Source organism: Bradyrhizobium sp. WSM2793, assembly GCF_000379585.1.
In the GTDB taxonomy this organism is placed as follows: domain Bacteria; phylum Pseudomonadota; class Alphaproteobacteria; order Rhizobiales; family Xanthobacteraceae; genus Bradyrhizobium.
Window position 1 is genome coordinate 19,121 of sequence record NZ_KB902811.1, and the last position, 15,607, is coordinate 34,727.

Consider the following 15,607-nt stretch of genomic DNA (forward strand, 5'->3'; position numbering starts at 1 on the left):
GTTTAGGCAGCCTAACTCGGAACAGGCGGACAAAGCTTCTCGGAAATATCTGTCCGCCGACTTCCCTATTTCTAAGCGCGACCGCTAGTTACGGGAGGTGCCGTCCATAGCCTCCCGGATTACAAAGTAGCTGCTCGCCCCGTTGCATTTCTGGAAAACTCAGGTTGAGCAAATCTGGTCCGCTCTGGCTCAACGAACGGACTTCCGACCGCGCAGGCGCAACTTCGCAGATGGGCCAGCAACGGACTCATGCACCACAGCAAACTACGCCCTCATTCGATCACCTCGTCGGCGCGGGCGAGCAGCGATGGCGGCATGGTCAGCCCGAGCGCCTTGGCAGCGCTGAGGTTGACAATAAACTCGAACTTGGTTGGCTGTTGAACTGGAAGATCCGCAGGCTTGGTGCCCTTCAGGATCTTGTCTACGTAGGTCGCAGCGCGCCGGGACAAATCCGATAGGCTCGCGCCATAAGCGACGAGGCCTCCAGCCTCCACAAATTCCCGAACGCCGTGGATGGCAGGCAAGCGATTTCTCGCTGCGAAGTCGACAATCTGTTTTCGATAACCAACGGTGAGTGGATCTTCGACCGTAATCAGGCCCTCTGGACGTTGGACTTTGGCAGCCTCGAACGCTGTATCAAAATCATCGGGACTGCGCACCTCAAGCGATTGCAGCGTAATTCGCAATGTCCGGGCGGCACGGTCCGTCTCTCTGAACACATCCTCCGCATAGGGATTGGTAGCATTCCACAGAATGGCCGCCCTGGAGACGTCGGGCAGAAGCTCCTTGAGTAGCTCCAACCGCTTCCCGCCCAAATCCGGAGCCATTAGGCTCAAACCTGTGACATTCCCGCCTGGGTGCGCCAAACTCGGAACAAGCCCGCTCCCGAGTGGATCGCCAGCAGGCGCCGTGACAATGGGGATCGTCGAGGTGGCTTGCTTGGCGGCGAGTGACGCCAATGTTCCGTTTGCAACGATGACATCGACCTTGAGGTGCACCAACTCTGTGGCCATGCCGGGTAGCCGATCCGAATGACCTTCTGCGAATCGGTACTCGAAGGCAATATTCTGCCCTTCCATCCAGCCCAACTCACGGAGGGCTTCAACGAAAGCTCGTTCCATTCGGGAGCCTGCGGCGCCCGCGTTGAAATAACCAATACGGTATAACTTGCCCGCCGACTGTGCTCGGGCATTGAGCGGCCAAGCAAGTGCCACGCCGCCAATGAATTTAACAAATTGCCGCCGCCGCATGGCTGTCTCCCGGATCAGGAGAACGAGTCAAATTATCGCACTGAACGGGGTTCGGGGATAGCGTCGGCGGGAGGTGGCTGATGTCTCAAACGGGTCATAAGCGATTTTCGAGCCCGGCTCGAGGTCCGGTCTGCCCTAGGTGCGGACGTGATGGCGGGCTCGACGGACCGACGTGAAGGGCCTTGTGTGGATGGCTCCGGGTTGGCAAGGACGATCTTCACGTTGCAGGATTGGTCGGAGCAGCCATGTGTTCGGCCCGTTTGCGCGGTACACATGACCGCTGGCCGTAATGCCCTCCGCCCCTCCCGGGGCTGGTAAGCCGCCGCCTGCGCTTTATTTAAGTGGGCGGCGTTTTTGTTGGTGTCCGCGTCTAATCCTCTAGCGTTCAGTTAGCACGTCACGCCAGTGCTCCGTTGAAGCCACTCGTTTAGGAAATTTCCTGACTTCGCGCTCGCAGCGCCACCAAAAGCAGATAGAACTCGATGCGCGCAAGAACAATGCCTTGCGGATTTCGAGGTCCAGAAGTGCCATTGGTCCGCAAAACGCAAATTAGATACCTGGCCGCCGCGGTTGGCCGCGATACCGCTGATAGGAACGAACCTCCGCGACGGCCATTTGCAAGCCGGTCTGTGGCGCTACCGGAGTTAGGTGCCGCCATCCACCCGAGACGGCCCATCGTCTGACGCGCGTCGGGCGATGGGCCGGTTTCTAGGAAAGGCCGGCAAAGTAGCCGACTCGGCTGCCCAGTTTTCGAGGTGGATTAATTCAAACAAGAACTAGTGCGCCCGGACGGGATTGGCTCCTGATGGCAGAGTCGTTCGGCAATTCGTTTACACTCGTTGAAGTGGCCTCGGACGGCGCGTCGAAGCCAGCGAGGCAGATGTGGCTCGCCTTAGCCAAGCCAAGCGCTCACCCTGGTTCTCGCGGCCTTTCCCGAAGGCTGGACGGCGGAGGTTGTAGCAGCCGTTCTTACTGAAAGCAGCAAAGGATGTTCGAGGAACTCAACCTCGAACCAGGCGATGTATCCAGGCTCGATCCAGAGTGAGGCCCTGCAGCCGCTATGATCACCTTGCCCAGGAACTGCGGGAACGCGGATGAATTGCTGTTGTGCTCGGCTGTTAGCCCCCTGCCAGTCCGAGCTGAACCAACGGCCCAGCCGCCGCCAAGTAGCTGGGGCCGATTTTTTGCGCGACGCAAGAGCCTCGCGAGGCGCTTGAGCTTGTCAGAATGGCGCGCCACCACTCCCATGATCACGTAACATCCATCGACGCGATAAGGGCATGAGGAGGTGAAGCATACGCCCTGCGGGGCCACGGCTCATTCGCCGGTAGTAAGGCCACGTCAGGTCCCAACTTTTTTTCTGCGATCGTTTTCCGCCTGATTTGCGCTTTTGAGCTTGTCTCGCACATATTCCACGAGATCGCCTACTTCCTCGCGCAGGGCGTCCTCGGAAATGCCTTGCTCGTTAGCTCCGTCCAGAAGGCGCCGGACCAATTCCTGGGCGTCTTGTGTGGCGCCGCCTGTTCTATATTGCTCCGCCGCATGAACGCTGTTCTCTGTCCAAAAATCGATATACTCGCGCGCCGTAGCCACGGTGTAACGCCTCCGATGTTTAGCCTCTCCATCCAGCGATTGCGCTTTCTCCTTGGAGCCCAGCGCCGGGATCGGCCGTGAACAGGAATGCCTGCCATTAACCTGTGTTAGGTGGGCATGCCCAAATACTTTTTCACGTTCACGACCTCGAGCCAAGCTCAGACCGTCTAGGTGAGGACCTGCCGGATGCAATGCACCCTGGCGAGAGGCGACGGGCACAAACCAGTCGATGAGCTCTGCGTCCCAAAGCCGACCTCCTTAGCGCGCGCGAGTCGGGCGGGCACGGCGTTTCCGGTTTCCAAAGCTTCTTCCGCCGCCAGACGGGCTACAAGTGCTGCAAGCACGCGCTGTGCCGCCACGGGCTCTTTGTTATCGCAGATCGCCTGCGCAATGACCTCTATTTGCTCATCAATGCGATTACGAATGGCGGCCACTGGATCTTTCCGATCCATGCGAGGTATCTCAGCGCCCAGACGGTACAAACGATTAACATAGGTTAAGCTTCCAGGGCCGGTTCGCATTGAACAACATCAGTAACTTCGGTCGCCAGTAGAGGCCCTGCGGAGCCTTGATGCCTGATAGACCGTGCGGGCTCCCGTCAGCTGAACGAGGGAGCCGGGCTTGTCGCACAACCGAATTGATCGCGCGCGCGATGTCGCTTCTGGAAATTACTCGGGACAGCGCCCGAGTTGTGGCCATATCTACCATCGTCCAGATGGCCGCTGGGCACAAATTGGCGTACGCCTGCTGCATGAAAGAGCAGCATCGAAACTGCAAATGCGGAGCCGTCTATCACCGCACTGAAGCAATGGCTCCAGCGCGGGAAGTAAATAGCTTCGAGTGCATTTATTGCGGGGACACGCTGGAAAGCTGGAAGAGCGCTTGGGTCCCAACCTACCGTCTGGTGGTCGGACCGATCATAAAGCCATCGCCTTCATAGATTCCGGTTTGCATTTGCCGCAAGGCGATCTGGGGGCGCACGTCCACATTCGAGCCGTAGCCAGGAGACGTTCGCGCTCATGACGAAGAGCTCTCGCCTCCGCGATGGCCGCTTCCGCTCTAGTCAAAAGATCGTCGGTCGTTCGCTGCATCGGCCAAGAATGTGGCATTCTGCGGCTCAGCGCCTTCACCTATGTGATTGTTCCAATGCTGCCGAACACAGGTCGCTCCATCTGAGCAGTTCGAGAGACCGGCGAATCACTTCGCGGGAACGTGCGAGTATTGCGTGATCATACGAATAGATTGACATCGCGTGCTCCTCTGCCCTGCACGCGGGAGCACAATCGGTCTCTCAGCCACCGACGCCTACGGACAGTGCCTCGGCCGGTGATGTGGGTAGCGTGCGCTCTTATTGGCCGGAGCGCTAGTCCTCTTTTTGTCGGGCGCCGCACTTCTCAGCCAACTCAAAGTAGCCCTTCAACACATGCGGATGGTGCGTGTGATCTCGTGGACTTCGCCCTGTTTCAGATTGAGCCGTTCCATTTCGGCGGAGGTCAATTGTTCCTGCGCCGGCGAGGCGGACCAGCCCTCAGGAATGGCGTTTAGAACGAGGCGCACCGCGTCCTCGGGAGATGATCCTGCGGCAACCCAAAGCCTGCTCGTCCGGTCGTCGGTCAGGACGCGGATGAGATAGACGCGTGTCTCGAAGGATCGTGCCATTCAATCGCTCGCTCGTGGCGAGATGCCTCGCGCAGGGGCTAAATGCGCCCAATGGGGGTTGGTTTCAAACCCGATTGCCGCCAAGGCCGGCCGGCAGCCGAGCGATCCAAAGGCACTTCGACCCAGACCGCTTTGGCAATAGGCCGACGGCCAGCCGTCCGATCGGATCACGCCGGGTGAGAGGTCATTGAGCCGTCGACGGGGCGTAGCACCGCCGCTCGCCATCCGCTCTTCGCTACTTCTTCTTTGTAGGTCCGAAGTCCGGCTGCCAGGCGGCCTCTTTGCGGCTCGGGGCCGCGGCGATCACCTTGGCTTTTTCCTTCTTCGGTTTCTTGGCTTCGCGATTGCCGCGTTGCTGGCCCTTCGCCATTTCGTTCTCCTTTGGTGGCTTGAGTTCGTCGAGTTCGTCCAACTGCAGCACGCGTCCACGCGGGGTACAGACCCTGACGTCCATGTAGCCTTCACGCAGCAGTTTCCGTGCGAGGCGCAGCGCGACTGTCGCAGTGCCGCGGCCGAGATTGGAGCTGCCGTATTCGTTGGTCCCGCTGACGAGATACGGCACGCGTGTTGCCCTAGCCATTGAGGAAGGCGGCTCCGCACACGAGAAGCAGAAGAAACAACGGAACGATCACCGGCGGCACGATCCATTCCGAAATGCGAAAACGTGACCCTCAGTCACCGGTTGAAGCCGTTGAGAAGTGCGGCGATGGCAGCGATCCTACGCCTGCGCCGAGCCAGTAGCGAGCGATATGTGCATTGCAGGCGACGCTCGCCCGCCCCTGGTGACGATAGTGCTGGCTATTGCCACGCGACGGGAGCATGGTCGTGATCGCCAGCGTCGGTTGGGGCGTCACTTGCGAAAGGCAGGCATGCATGACCATCCGCTCGCGGCGAGAAGCCGTCGCTTTCCGCATCCGCGGGAGCGAGCGTGTCTTGCCGGCTGGAGCCTATAAGGTCTTCACGGACGAGGAGACGATCGAGGGTCCGAGCTTCTCAGCCTGTCGCCACACTGCCAGGACGATCACCGTGCCCCTCGAGGTCCCCTGCGAAGCCACGGAGCTGCTGTCGGCCGGCTCGGTTAAACTTGCGCATGCGCGAGCCGTAGGCGCGAGCATCAGTCAATGACGGATCAGCCGGTCGACCTTGACAAGCACCGCGGGATGGCCGCGCAGAAGGCGACGGACTTGCGCCGGGCGCTGGCCGAGGTCGAGACCAATCTGCGCGAATTGCGCGAGCGCGAGGCTGATCTGGAAAATCGCATGATGACGGTGCCGGCTGGCTCCTGGCCGGAGGCGGCGGTGAAGGCACGGCATCTGCTCAACCTCTATGCTGCAAGCCTCCCTGCCGAGGACACGCGCCACCGCGCCCTGGTGGCTGCGCTGTTCGATGATTTTGCCCGGCTGTCGGGGGAAGGCTGAGCGGTGTCAGGCTCGTTGCGACCGGGACGCGGCAGGCAGTCCGGAACGATATGCCTTGCGAGGGCGGATCCTTCCAACTCGCGATGACGTAACGGAGTAACCTATGACATTGACCAGCGGCCGTTTTATCGCCCACGAATACGACCGGATGATCGTGCGGTTCTCGATGCATGACGGCGCCAGAGAGATTCCTTGCGCGATCTCAACCTCTGCGATGGACTTCCTCGAGGGTGGGCCGCAAGTCAGACCCGAGCAGCGGGAAGCCCAATTCACGCGCCTGCGGGATCGCATCGAAGCCCGTGCGGCAAGCAAGTATCGCGCGACCGAGTTCGAAGGCACGCCGCCAGGCATTGTGCTGCGAGGCATCGATTTCAGGCAGTAAGGATGATGGGACCGCCACGGCTGAATCTTCGCTGCCTCACAGGTGACGTAGCCCTGATAGCACGAGGTCCGACAAGCAGTTGACGTGCGGCGTTCTCCGGAACGCGGGCCTCCTTCTACTCCGCTCGTGCTTTGACCTCCGGCAAAGGCAGCTTCCGCTCAAAAGGCTTCTTTTTCGGCGGCGCGGGCAGCAATCCCTCCCTGATCGCCTGCTTCCGGGCAAGCTTCCGGGCTCGTCGGATAGCTTCGGATTTCTCGCGGGCTTTCTCTCCGACGGCTTTTCGTAGGAGCGACGCTGCTTCATTTCCCGGAAGACGCCCTCTCGTTGCATCTTCTTCTTGAGAACACGGAGCCTGCTCAACATTGTTGTCTCTGAGAAGTACCTGCAATTGAGTCTCCTCGCTGGGCTGCAAACGCGATACGTCCTGCAGGCAGCCAAACGCGCAGGAGCTTCATTTCGGTCTTCAGGATAACGGCGGCGATGTTCGCGAAGTACTAGTCTGCCTGCAACAGCAATGCAGCTTGGTGCATCAACGTGACCATTCGCGTTGACGAGTGTCAATCATAAACTCTTTCTCGCATCTCGACAGAATTGTCGGGACGAAACTAATTGGCCTCCCTCCTTGCAAAATCCGAAAACTGACCTATATTGGTGCTGTTCGATTAGCCGCTGTGCCTTGTTGAATGCGCCCGCGGGCTCCTTTTCCAAAGACATCGACGACGTTGAAGATAGCCGCGCGATCATCGTGCGGTATGCGCTTTTGCGCTTTGGAGAAGAGATGACGACAGGTACTGTTAAGTGGTTCAACGGCCAAAAGGGCTTCGGTTTCATTCAGCCGAACGACGGCGGCAACGATGTGTTCGTTCATATCAGCGCCGTTGAACGAGCTGGTCTTTCCGGGCTCGGAGAGGGCCAAAAGGTCAACTTCGAGACCGAGACCGACAAGATGCGAGGCAAAGTCAGCGCTGAGAACCTCTCGCTGGCTTGATATCGTGGCGCCGTTTCACGGATGTACTGGAACGGCCCCTCTGCCCGCTCGATCGTTGGATTGAGCGGGTTTTGTCGTTGTGGAGCAAGGCGAGCGATGACCGCCAAGAAGCCGGCAGAGCCATCATCAGAAGGCATCGCACGTTCCGATCGCAAGCGCTTGGCCGCTGAAGAGGGAGCGCGGGCATTGGCCGATGTCGAAAAGCAGGCCATCGAAGTTCGTAAGAACATGGCGCGGCTTCGAGAAGTTCGTGAGGCCAAGGAAGCAGCTGACGCAGTCCTTCAGGCGGCGTTGCCAGCGCCTCCACCGAAGAAGCGCCCAAGAAAGTCGCGGGTTTAGTGGCCTGTGACGCGAACGCCGAAATCTAGGGAGCCGATCATGCGACAGGCGGGGCGTCTTGCGTAGAGCTAGATCGGAGCGCGGCGGGACGATCACCTTCTTTCTCGCGTTCGGCGCACATCGGCAGATGTGCCGGCTTGCGACGACATTCAGTACTGAGAAGCAGGCGTTCAGCTATCTACACAAGCATCGAACGGAGTTCGAACGTATGGCACGCGCACGCCTTACTTCAGGCGAGCTCGAACATGGGGTTGTTGTGCTCTCGATGCTTTAGTGGTCGGACCGGCCCCAAGTTTGCACGAGCACTTTTTGACCAGCAAGGGGCCGTTGAAATTGGAGCGGTGCTGTCTCTTGCGCACATCGCCAAAGAGCCTGAAGCTTTGCGAGCATCGCATCGATAGCTTGGCTTTCGAAGCTCGGGAAGCGGCCCATCTCCAGGGCTTCGTCGTCTACAGCGAGCGAACCGTCATCCCAGAAATCAAAATGGTGCGAGCGACATTCGTCTGAGATAGCAGTTCGACCGCTCTGACTTGGCCGCTTCGAGCCGGAGAAGTTCGAGGACGACTACGAGACCGCGCTGATCGACCTCATCAACCAGAAGCGCGCCGGGAAACCGATCACGCCGAAGTCGAAGCCCGCGCGACCAACGTCGTCGACCCGATGGAGGCGCTACGCCGAGTCGGCAAGAAGGCCGCGCCGGCGAAGGCTGCCAACCGGCCAAGAAGCCGCGCAAGGCGGCAGCCGGCCAGAAGGAAATGCTGACGTCGATCGAGGGCAAGGAGCCGGCGAAGGAAGCGGCGGCGAAAAAGCCAGCCAAGGCGCAGCGGAAGTCGGCGTCATCTTCGAGACACCAGGGGATTGGAACGAATGGCTTCGCGAAGAGTCGAATCCATGCCCCTGGCCCCCCAAAAGCCCCGCCGGGGGAAAACCTACCCCCAAGGTTGGCGGTCCGAATGCGCAACATAGCGCAAGGACCGTTTGCGCCCGAAGGAGGGAGCAATGAACAATCGCACATCAGACCGGATGACGCCGACCGCGGCGCAACGGGAGGCCCAGAAGGTGTTTCGCGACACGCGCGCGGAGCGCACCGGTCTCCGAGCATGAACGCGACCAACAGGCATTCCATGCAAACGGGGAGCGCCTGAAGTCGGAGCGGATCGCTCGAGAGGCTGCAGCGGAACAGAAGCCGAAGACCTGATAGCGCCAGCGGGCCCCCGTTCGATGGAGAACGATTGCGAGCTCTGCTTCCCATCACCGAGATGAAAAGCGGATGCCACCTCGCTTCCGCCCCTGTGGGAGCTAATGCTCGAGGAAGAAGCGCAGCATTTCTCTCGTTGCGTCCGGTCCGTCCGGATCGGTGTAGGAGCCGGCGGGGCTGCCCCCCGACCATGCGTGTCCGGCTCCGTGGATCTCCCAGTGCTCGAGGACTCCGCGTCCGCCGGCGTCGACATGGACCGTGCGAGTGTAGGCATGCCCTCCCGGCACCCGTCGGCGCTGCACCTTCGCCGTCGTGCTCGTCCCACCGATGGACTGCCGGACGATTCGATCACCGTTTTTCGAATGCACCGTGTTGTCGCGGTCGCCATGAAAGACGATCGTCGGGACGGGCGGACCCTTGCCCGGCATCGCCTCGGGCCCGCCGCCTTGCTTCATAGCCATTAGCGCCGAGGGCAGATCGGTGGCGGCCCCGCAGGCAAGTCCGGAATGGATGCCGACTGCCGCGTACAGATCGCCGTACGTCGATCCCATCACGGCGGCAGCCGCAGCTCCGGCCGAGAGCCCGGCGATGTAGACGCGTTGCGGATCGACAGAATGGTCGCGCATGATCTGGCGGGTGATGCCGGCGATGAGCGAGGGTTCGCCGCCGCCGCGCTGCTGGTCGGCTGGACGAAACCAATTCCAGCATTTCGCATGGTTTGCTTCGGCCCGCTGTGCGGGATAGGCCACGAAGCAGGTCTGTTCTTCGGCGATGAAGTTCATCCGCGTGCCCGCGGCGAAATCCTCCGGCGACTGCGTGCAACCGTGCAGCATGATCACCAGCGGAATGGCCTGTCCATGATAGCCGCTGGGGATGAAGAGCCGGTACGTGCGGCTTCCCGCGGCGTTGCCGTAGCTGCCTTCGACGAACCGGGTGCCGTCCGGCACGATGTCCGCCATGGACGGCGGGGCGCGCCGCAGCGGCCCTCCGAGGCCAAGCCCAGGGAGGTTCTTGGCGAGATCCAACGGCGGACGGACCGTGCGACGCGGACTTCTCCTCGCGGTGACATCTGGCTTGGCGTCGATGATCGGCGGCTTTCTTTTTGTCGCGGTAGAGCGTTGTGTGGTGCGGGCGGCGATGTCCGGTGTGTGCTCACCCCGAAGCATGCGTTGGAGCAGCGCCGTGGCCTCGACGAGCTGGCCCGAACGTGTGAGGCGTGTGGCTTCGCGAACGATGTCCAATTTCAGCATGGCTTTACCTCGTTCTGTCGGCGAGAGCGGATTTGACGGCGGGACTGGCGTGCAGGGCCCCCAACACGGAGACCGAGGCAATTGTCGCGCGGGCCAGCTCGGGCATGACGTCCTGCGCGATGGTGGCGAGGCCCAGAACATTGATGTGCAGCATCTCACCGGCCCGCCGCGCCGCATCGAGATCCTCGCGGCTGTAGTGCCGAAGCCCGAGGTCCAAACTCTTTCGTACCGTGGACTGCTTGACCACGTCGGCATGGCGTTCGAGCTGGTTGCGGATTGCCGTTCGGATGAAATCGGTCCGGTTCGAGTAGAATCCTTCCTGGACCATCAAGTCGACCTGACCGAGATCAACGAAGCCAAGATTGATCGTGATTTTTTCCGAGTCCGACGGCTTTGGCCGGATTTCGCGGACGTTACTAGTCATGGCTTCCATCCATGGTCCATCTGAGTGGATGGTATATAGATGGAGCAGCTGAACGTTCAAGGGGTGCGCTATGGATACCACGTGAGCCGCAGGGGAGGGGTTCCTGGCAATCTTCTCGATCGGAACGACTCGAGGTTGCAGGAGGCGCTCTAAGCGGCCCGAACCCGAGGAGGGGGCGCTGCCCCGGCCGATAACGTAAGCTGGGCGTCCTGCGGTGACGTTCTTCAGCCATAGCCTGCGAATGCGCGCGAGCAACTATCGTGGGATTCCACCGTCGGTGTAAGCCTCTGAGCCCCCGCCTGGACGTAACATCGCGACAGCTTCTGCAGAGTGGAACCGGAATAGATCCAGAAACATCTGGCGACGAAGCGCCTCTCTTGCCGGGAAGGCGCGCAGGCCCTTGTCAGGATACGACGTACGGCTGTCCTGATCCGCGGGATCGTGCTCGTTGTCCGGGGCACGAGTCCTTGCGAAATACGGGCGAGCCCGTCCCATCAATCGCCCCGAAGGGTCGACGGCAAGCATGATGAACTGAGCGCAAGGAGCATCAGATGACCTCCAGCAGCATCGTTCCTCGACTTGGTGAAGAGCGAACCCATTCAACAATGATGGCCTGGCGCGTGCACGAGTTTGGGTCGCCAGACGTCATGAAGTTCGAGCGCGTGCCGCGACCCGAGCCAGGTCCTGGCGAGGTCCTGGTCAAAGTTGCGGCCGCTGGAGTTGGCCCATGGGATGGCTGGATCAGGTCCGGCAAGAGCGCTTTGCCGCAGCCGCTCCCTCTCACGCTGGGCTCGGATATTTCGGGCGAAATCGTCGCGACGGGACCCGGTGACACCGAATTACGCACCGGAGATCAGGTTTTTGGCGTTACCAACTCGCGGTTTATCGGAGCCTATGCCGAGTACGCTCTCGCGTCCGCAGGGATGGTTTCGAGCAAGCCAACCTCGCTAAGCCACGTTGAAGCCGCGTCCGTCCCCGTCATTGCCGTGACGGCATGGCAGGCATTGTTTGATCACGCCCAACTCAAAGCAGGTCAAACGGTGGTCATTCACGGCGCAGCCGGCAACGTTGGATCCTATGCGGTTCAACTGGCCCGTCAGGCGGGTCTGCAAATTGTCGCAACCGCATCGACCGGCGATATTTCCATCGTGCGCAATCTGGGCGCAAACACGGTGATCGACTACCGGACGCAGCGCTTCGAGGAAGAAGTTCGAGACGCGGACGCCGTGATTGATCTGGTCAGCGGCGAAACTCAAGAACGCTCATTCCAGGTGCTTCGTCGCGGCGGCAAGCTGATCTCGGCAGTGTCCCGCCCGGATCAGGATCTTGCAAAGCGCTACGGTGTTGAAGCCGCCTTCTTTCTGGTCGACGTCACGAGCCAATATCTGACGAAGATCGCTCGGTTCATCGATGGGGGAAAGCTGCGAACAAACGTCGGGGCAGTCTTACCTCTCGCGGATGCGCGCGAGGCTCATTTGATGCTGGAACGCGTGCGGCCGCAGCCGAAAGGAAGGATCGTGCTCGACGTCGGAGCGAGGTGATCAGCAAATTTAATAGTTGCGCTCCCGCGCAACGCGCAGCCAAGCTCCACAGTAATTCTTGAAAGGACGCAACGATGGCGACCTCAAATCTTGCCCAGGCTCTCGTCATTCCCGATTCCTTGCTCGCGAAAGAGGCGACGGACATCCTGCGCGAACATTCCACCGATCTGCTGTTTAATCACTCGATTCGCGTCTACCTGTTCGCTGCTGAGCAGGGTCGTCAGAGGAATCTGCCCTTCGACCGTGAACTCCTTTACGTCGCTGCCGCATTTCACGACCTCGGCCTGATCAAGAAGTTCTCGAGCCCAGACGAGCGCTTCGAGGTCGATGGCGCAAATGCCGCCCGACAGTTTCTCAGCACCCACAACATCGCTGAAGATCAGGTGCAGACCGTCTGGGAAGCAATTGCGCTGCATACCACCCCCGGCATCCCGAAGCATATGGGACCCGAAGTGGCGCTCCTGAACTCCGGTGTGCTTCTCGATGTCATCGGAGTGGGGTTCGATCAGTTCCCAGCGGAGCTGCGCGAGGAAATTGTCGCCAAGTACCCGCGCACAAATTTCAAAGAAGGCTTCATTCAGGAGTATTTCGCCGGTTTTGCGTATAAGCCAGCGACCACGTATGGCACCGTCAACGCCGCCGTCTGCGAACGTTTCATCCCGGGGTTCAAAAGCCCCAACGCATGCGACCTGATCGCTGCTTCACCCTTCCCGGATTCCCAACCCCAGGCTCACCATCATGACTAGGACTATCTTGCGTGAGCTCGTTAGAGGAGAAGGTGCGATGATGTCGATCAGTGGATTTGCCTATCGGGTTGGTGCGGTATCAAACCCTCGAGGTATGACAGCAAAAGCAGCGAGAAGAGCAATGCGAACGGCCGCCATCCCGCTGATAGCAGCAACGATCGCCCTGGGAGCTTCGCCGGCGATTGCGCAGGAACGAGAGCAGGTGAAAGTCGCCTTCGCGCACGCACTGCCGAATGTCGAAGGAAAGAGGCTGGTTGCTGTGACGGTGACTTATCCTCCCGGGGCCAAATCGCTCGCTCATCATCACGCAGCGTCAGCTTTTATCTACGCCTATGTGCTGTCCGGGGCCATCCGTAGCCAAGTCGGCGACGAACCCGCGAAGATCTATCACGCAGGCGAAAGCTTTTACGAAATGCCCGGTTCACATCACAGGGTCAGTGAGAACGCGAATGACAACGAGCCCGCCAGCTTACTGGCAATCTTCGTTGTGGATTCCAAGGACGAGCCCTTGACCACACCAGACAAGGCGCCGGGATCACGATAATGGCGCGACAAATTCGCCTGATGCCGTGACGATCTTTTTTGGACCTGCATGGGTCGCTTGGTTGGCCGCCGGGAGAGCCAATCGACCAATAAAAGGCCATAGCGCCTGGGTTGATCCCGGATGCGCGGATGTTCGTTCTGTTGCCTGCCGGATCGGGGCAGGCCTTTTGCGAGGGCCGGACTACCTGCATAATAAGGCTCCAGGTGGAGAGGCAGTAGCAGGTGCCGGTACAAGCTGTCGCGATCGTCGTCTGTGAGGGGGTCCAGGCCCTGGACGTGGCGGGTCCGATGGACGTGTTCAGCGAGGCCAACGCGTTTATCAGCAGCGCGGATCGCTACGAAACCGTATTGATTGCTGCTCACCGCGATCCGCTGCGCGCGTCGAATGGCATCCGCATGGTCGCCGACCTGACCTTCGAGGAGGCGGCGGGCGGCTTCGACATCGTTCTGGTGGCCGGCACTCCGACGCCACCAGAAGCAGAACCCGAACCGTGCCTGCTTGAATGGGTCAAGGAGCTGCCGCGGCACTCGAGCATCTATGGATCGATCTGCACGGGGGCCTTCGTGCTCGGCTATGCCGGACTGCTCGACGATCGGCGAGTCACGACCCATTGGCAGGATGCACAGGCGCTGGCGGCGAGATTCCCGAAGGCGAAAGTCGAACCGAACTTGATCTATGTGCGCGATGGACGGCTGATCACCGCGGCGGGTGTGACGGCTGGGATAGATCTGGGCTTGGCGCTCGTCGGGCAGCGGCACGGCGCTGAAACGGCTCTCAAGGTTGCCAAGCGTTTGGTCGTGGTTGCGCAGCGCCAGGGCGGACAGTCGCAGTTCAGTCCCTATCTCACGGCACCTGCCGATCCCGAATCGCCCATCGCACGCATCCAGGACCACGTCATGGCGAATATTGGGGACCGCCACACGATGCAGTCGCTTGCCGCTGTCGTCGGAATGAGCCCCCGGAATCTGGCCCGGCATTTCGGGCAGGTGACCGGGACCACACCGCACGAATTCATCGAGCGCGCCCGCGTTGATACCGCGCGCATGATGCTGGAAGCAAGCGACCGACCGCTGAAGGCCATTGCCTTCGATTGCGGCTTCGGATCGGCGGACCGGATGAGGATTGTCTTCAGCACTCGTCTCGGCGTGACCCCTGTCCAATACCGCGCCAGCTTCCGACGAGCGGAAACGGAATAGTTCGCGAGCTATCCGAGCACGAAACTGGGGCTCCTAGCGTCCAGATCACTCCGAGCGGCCTTTTGTCAGGAAACGACGTACGGCTGTCCTGATCCGTAGCGTCGCGCTGGTTGTCGGGAGCAGGGCTCTATTGCCTAATACCGACAAGCAACCAGCCCATTACTCGACCGAGGAGATTGCTCCATGTCTGAGATCATTGCCGGCGTGCGCCTGCCAGACAGTGCTATCGCGCGCGCCGCCACGCAGCTCGTGCGCGATACCGAAGACGACCTGCTCTACAACCACAGTCGCCGCGTCTTCCTTTGGGGCGCGCTCACTGGCGAGCGCCGCGGGTTGAAATACGACCCGGAACTGCTCTACCTCGGCGCCATGTTCCACGACATGGGTCTCACCGAGAAATATTCGAGCCCCGATCTGCGCTTCGAGGTCGACGGCGCCAATGCTGCGCGCGAATTCATGAAAAGCTACGGCGTGCCCGAGCGTGACATCGAGGACGTCTGGACTGCCATCGCGCTCCACACCACGCCGGGGATCCCCGAGCATATGCGCCCGACCATCGCGCTGGTGACCGCCGGTGTGGAGATGGACGTGCTCGGCATCGCCTATCACGACTTCACGCGTGAACAGCGCGACCATGTCTGCGTCCATCATCCGCGCGAGACGAATTTCAAGGAGAACATCATCGATCACTTCGCCAACGGCATCATAAACAAGCCGCTGACGACGTTCGGAAACGTGAAGGCCGACGTCCTGGCCCTGAAGGACATGAACTACGTCCGTCAGAACTTCTGCTCGATCATCCTTGGCTCGGCCTGGCCGAACTGAGCCCTGCTTGCTCCCAGCCGAGGAGGCCGAGATGGATACCAGCCGTCCGACGATGTCCGGTCGGGGAAGGAATCGCCATCGGCACGGGTGAGGGAGATGTCGTTGCGGTCAATGGGGTCTTGGCCGCCCGGTTTGCATGCCGTGAATTCTGCGACGCGCCGGTCGCGCGACGGACGATCGAGCAGATCAGTTCTCATCTCAGAGCGCGCAACGCGTGCTTTTCAAAGGGCCGTCTAAACTGGTGCGACCGAGTA

17 protein-coding genes and 2 pseudogenes are annotated in these 15,607 nt (G+C 60.5%); 11 read left to right on the forward strand and 8 right to left on the reverse strand.

Translation table 11 applies throughout. The features are described from left to right. Positions 1–272: 272 nt before the first annotated feature. The 5 genes from A3AS_RS0134115 to A3AS_RS48640 form a co-directional block, all read right to left on the reverse strand. On the reverse strand, positions 273–1,250 hold the full coding sequence (locus tag A3AS_RS0134115; RefSeq protein ID WP_018321969.1) for an ABC transporter substrate-binding protein: 978 nt from the start codon (positions 1,248–1,250) through the stop codon (positions 273–275). 1,341 nt (positions 1,251–2,591) lie between these two features. After that, positions 2,592–2,843: a hypothetical protein gene (locus A3AS_RS0134120; RefSeq protein ID WP_018321970.1), complete on the reverse strand. Its 252-nt coding sequence runs from the start codon at positions 2,841–2,843 to the stop codon at positions 2,592–2,594. A gap of 167 nt (positions 2,844–3,010) precedes the next feature. Beyond that, a complete protein-coding gene (locus A3AS_RS0134125; protein ID WP_018321971.1) occupies positions 3,011–3,295 on the reverse strand; it encodes a hypothetical protein in 285 nt (94 codons plus the stop codon). Positions 3,296–4,259: 964 nt separating this feature from the next. Then, complete coding sequence (locus A3AS_RS44175; RefSeq protein ID WP_018321972.1) at positions 4,260–4,502, reverse strand: hypothetical protein; 243 nt, start codon at positions 4,500–4,502, stop codon at positions 4,260–4,262. A gap of 235 nt (positions 4,503–4,737) precedes the next feature. After that, positions 4,738–5,082, reverse strand: coding sequence for a hypothetical protein (locus A3AS_RS48640; RefSeq protein ID WP_018321973.1), 345 nt, complete (start codon positions 5,080–5,082; stop codon positions 4,738–4,740). Between the two features lie 541 nt (positions 5,083–5,623). On the opposite strand from A3AS_RS48640, the gene A3AS_RS0134150 reads away from it, so the two are divergent. Next, on the forward strand, positions 5,624–5,920 hold the full coding sequence (locus tag A3AS_RS0134150; protein ID WP_018321975.1) for a hypothetical protein: 297 nt from the start codon (positions 5,624–5,626) through the stop codon (positions 5,918–5,920). Positions 5,921–6,023: 103 nt separating this feature from the next. Beyond that, positions 6,024–6,302, forward strand: a complete 279-nt coding sequence (locus A3AS_RS0134155; RefSeq protein WP_018321976.1) for a DUF1488 domain-containing protein — start codon at positions 6,024–6,026, stop codon at positions 6,300–6,302. Positions 6,303–6,417: 115 nt separating this feature from the next. Here A3AS_RS0134155 and rpsU read toward each other — a convergent pair. Continuing rightward, positions 6,418–6,690: pseudogene (gene rpsU, locus A3AS_RS45940) on the reverse strand (30S ribosomal protein S21). 390 nt (positions 6,691–7,080) lie between these two features. Here rpsU and A3AS_RS0134160 point away from each other — a divergent pair. The 4 genes and pseudogenes from A3AS_RS0134160 to A3AS_RS49465 form a co-directional block, all read left to right on the forward strand. Then, entirely contained in the window at positions 7,081–7,290 is a 210-nt protein-coding gene (locus A3AS_RS0134160) for a cold-shock protein (RefSeq protein WP_026202646.1), read from the forward strand. A 96-nt stretch (positions 7,291–7,386) separates the two neighbouring features. Continuing rightward, complete coding sequence (locus A3AS_RS45945; protein WP_018321978.1) at positions 7,387–7,629, forward strand: hypothetical protein; 243 nt, start codon at positions 7,387–7,389, stop codon at positions 7,627–7,629. Between the two features lie 58 nt (positions 7,630–7,687). Continuing rightward, positions 7,688–7,903: a hypothetical protein gene (locus tag A3AS_RS49460; protein ID WP_018321979.1), complete on the forward strand. Its 216-nt coding sequence runs from the start codon at positions 7,688–7,690 to the stop codon at positions 7,901–7,903. Positions 7,904–8,161: 258 nt separating this feature from the next. Then, positions 8,162–8,465, forward strand: a pseudogene (locus A3AS_RS49465) (Ku protein); the annotation flags it as partial. 463 nt (positions 8,466–8,928) lie between these two features. Here the strand turns inward: A3AS_RS49465 and A3AS_RS0134170 are convergent. Both A3AS_RS0134170 and A3AS_RS0134175 read right to left on the reverse strand, forming a co-directional pair. Beyond that, positions 8,929–10,077: a PHB depolymerase family esterase gene (locus tag A3AS_RS0134170; RefSeq protein ID WP_018321981.1), complete on the reverse strand. Its 1,149-nt coding sequence runs from the start codon at positions 10,075–10,077 to the stop codon at positions 8,929–8,931. Between the two features lie 4 nt (positions 10,078–10,081). Continuing rightward, positions 10,082–10,501 carry a CopG family transcriptional regulator gene (locus tag A3AS_RS0134175; RefSeq protein WP_026202647.1) on the reverse strand — a complete coding sequence of 140 codons (420 nt, stop codon included), beginning with the start codon at positions 10,499–10,501 and terminating at the stop codon, positions 10,082–10,084. A gap of 551 nt (positions 10,502–11,052) precedes the next feature. Here A3AS_RS0134175 and A3AS_RS0134180 point away from each other — a divergent pair. The 5 genes from A3AS_RS0134180 (at position 11,053) to A3AS_RS0134200 (ending at position 15,353) form a co-directional block, all read left to right on the forward strand. Continuing rightward, complete coding sequence (locus A3AS_RS0134180) at positions 11,053–12,042, forward strand: NADP-dependent oxidoreductase (protein WP_018321983.1); 990 nt, start codon at positions 11,053–11,055, stop codon at positions 12,040–12,042. A gap of 74 nt (positions 12,043–12,116) precedes the next feature. Beyond that, positions 12,117–12,788 carry an HD domain-containing protein gene (locus A3AS_RS0134185; protein WP_018321984.1) on the forward strand — a complete coding sequence of 224 codons (672 nt, stop codon included), beginning with the start codon at positions 12,117–12,119 and terminating at the stop codon, positions 12,786–12,788. A 121-nt stretch (positions 12,789–12,909) separates the two neighbouring features. After that, positions 12,910–13,332 carry a cupin domain-containing protein gene (locus A3AS_RS0134190; RefSeq protein WP_026202649.1) on the forward strand — a complete coding sequence of 141 codons (423 nt, stop codon included), beginning with the start codon at positions 12,910–12,912 and terminating at the stop codon, positions 13,330–13,332. A 221-nt stretch (positions 13,333–13,553) separates the two neighbouring features. Further along, a complete protein-coding gene (locus tag A3AS_RS0134195) occupies positions 13,554–14,528 on the forward strand; it encodes a GlxA family transcriptional regulator (protein WP_018321986.1) in 975 nt (324 codons plus the stop codon). Between the two features lie 183 nt (positions 14,529–14,711). Then, entirely contained in the window at positions 14,712–15,353 is a 642-nt protein-coding gene (locus A3AS_RS0134200) for an HD domain-containing protein (protein ID WP_018321987.1), read from the forward strand. Positions 15,354–15,607 lie beyond the last annotated feature (254 nt).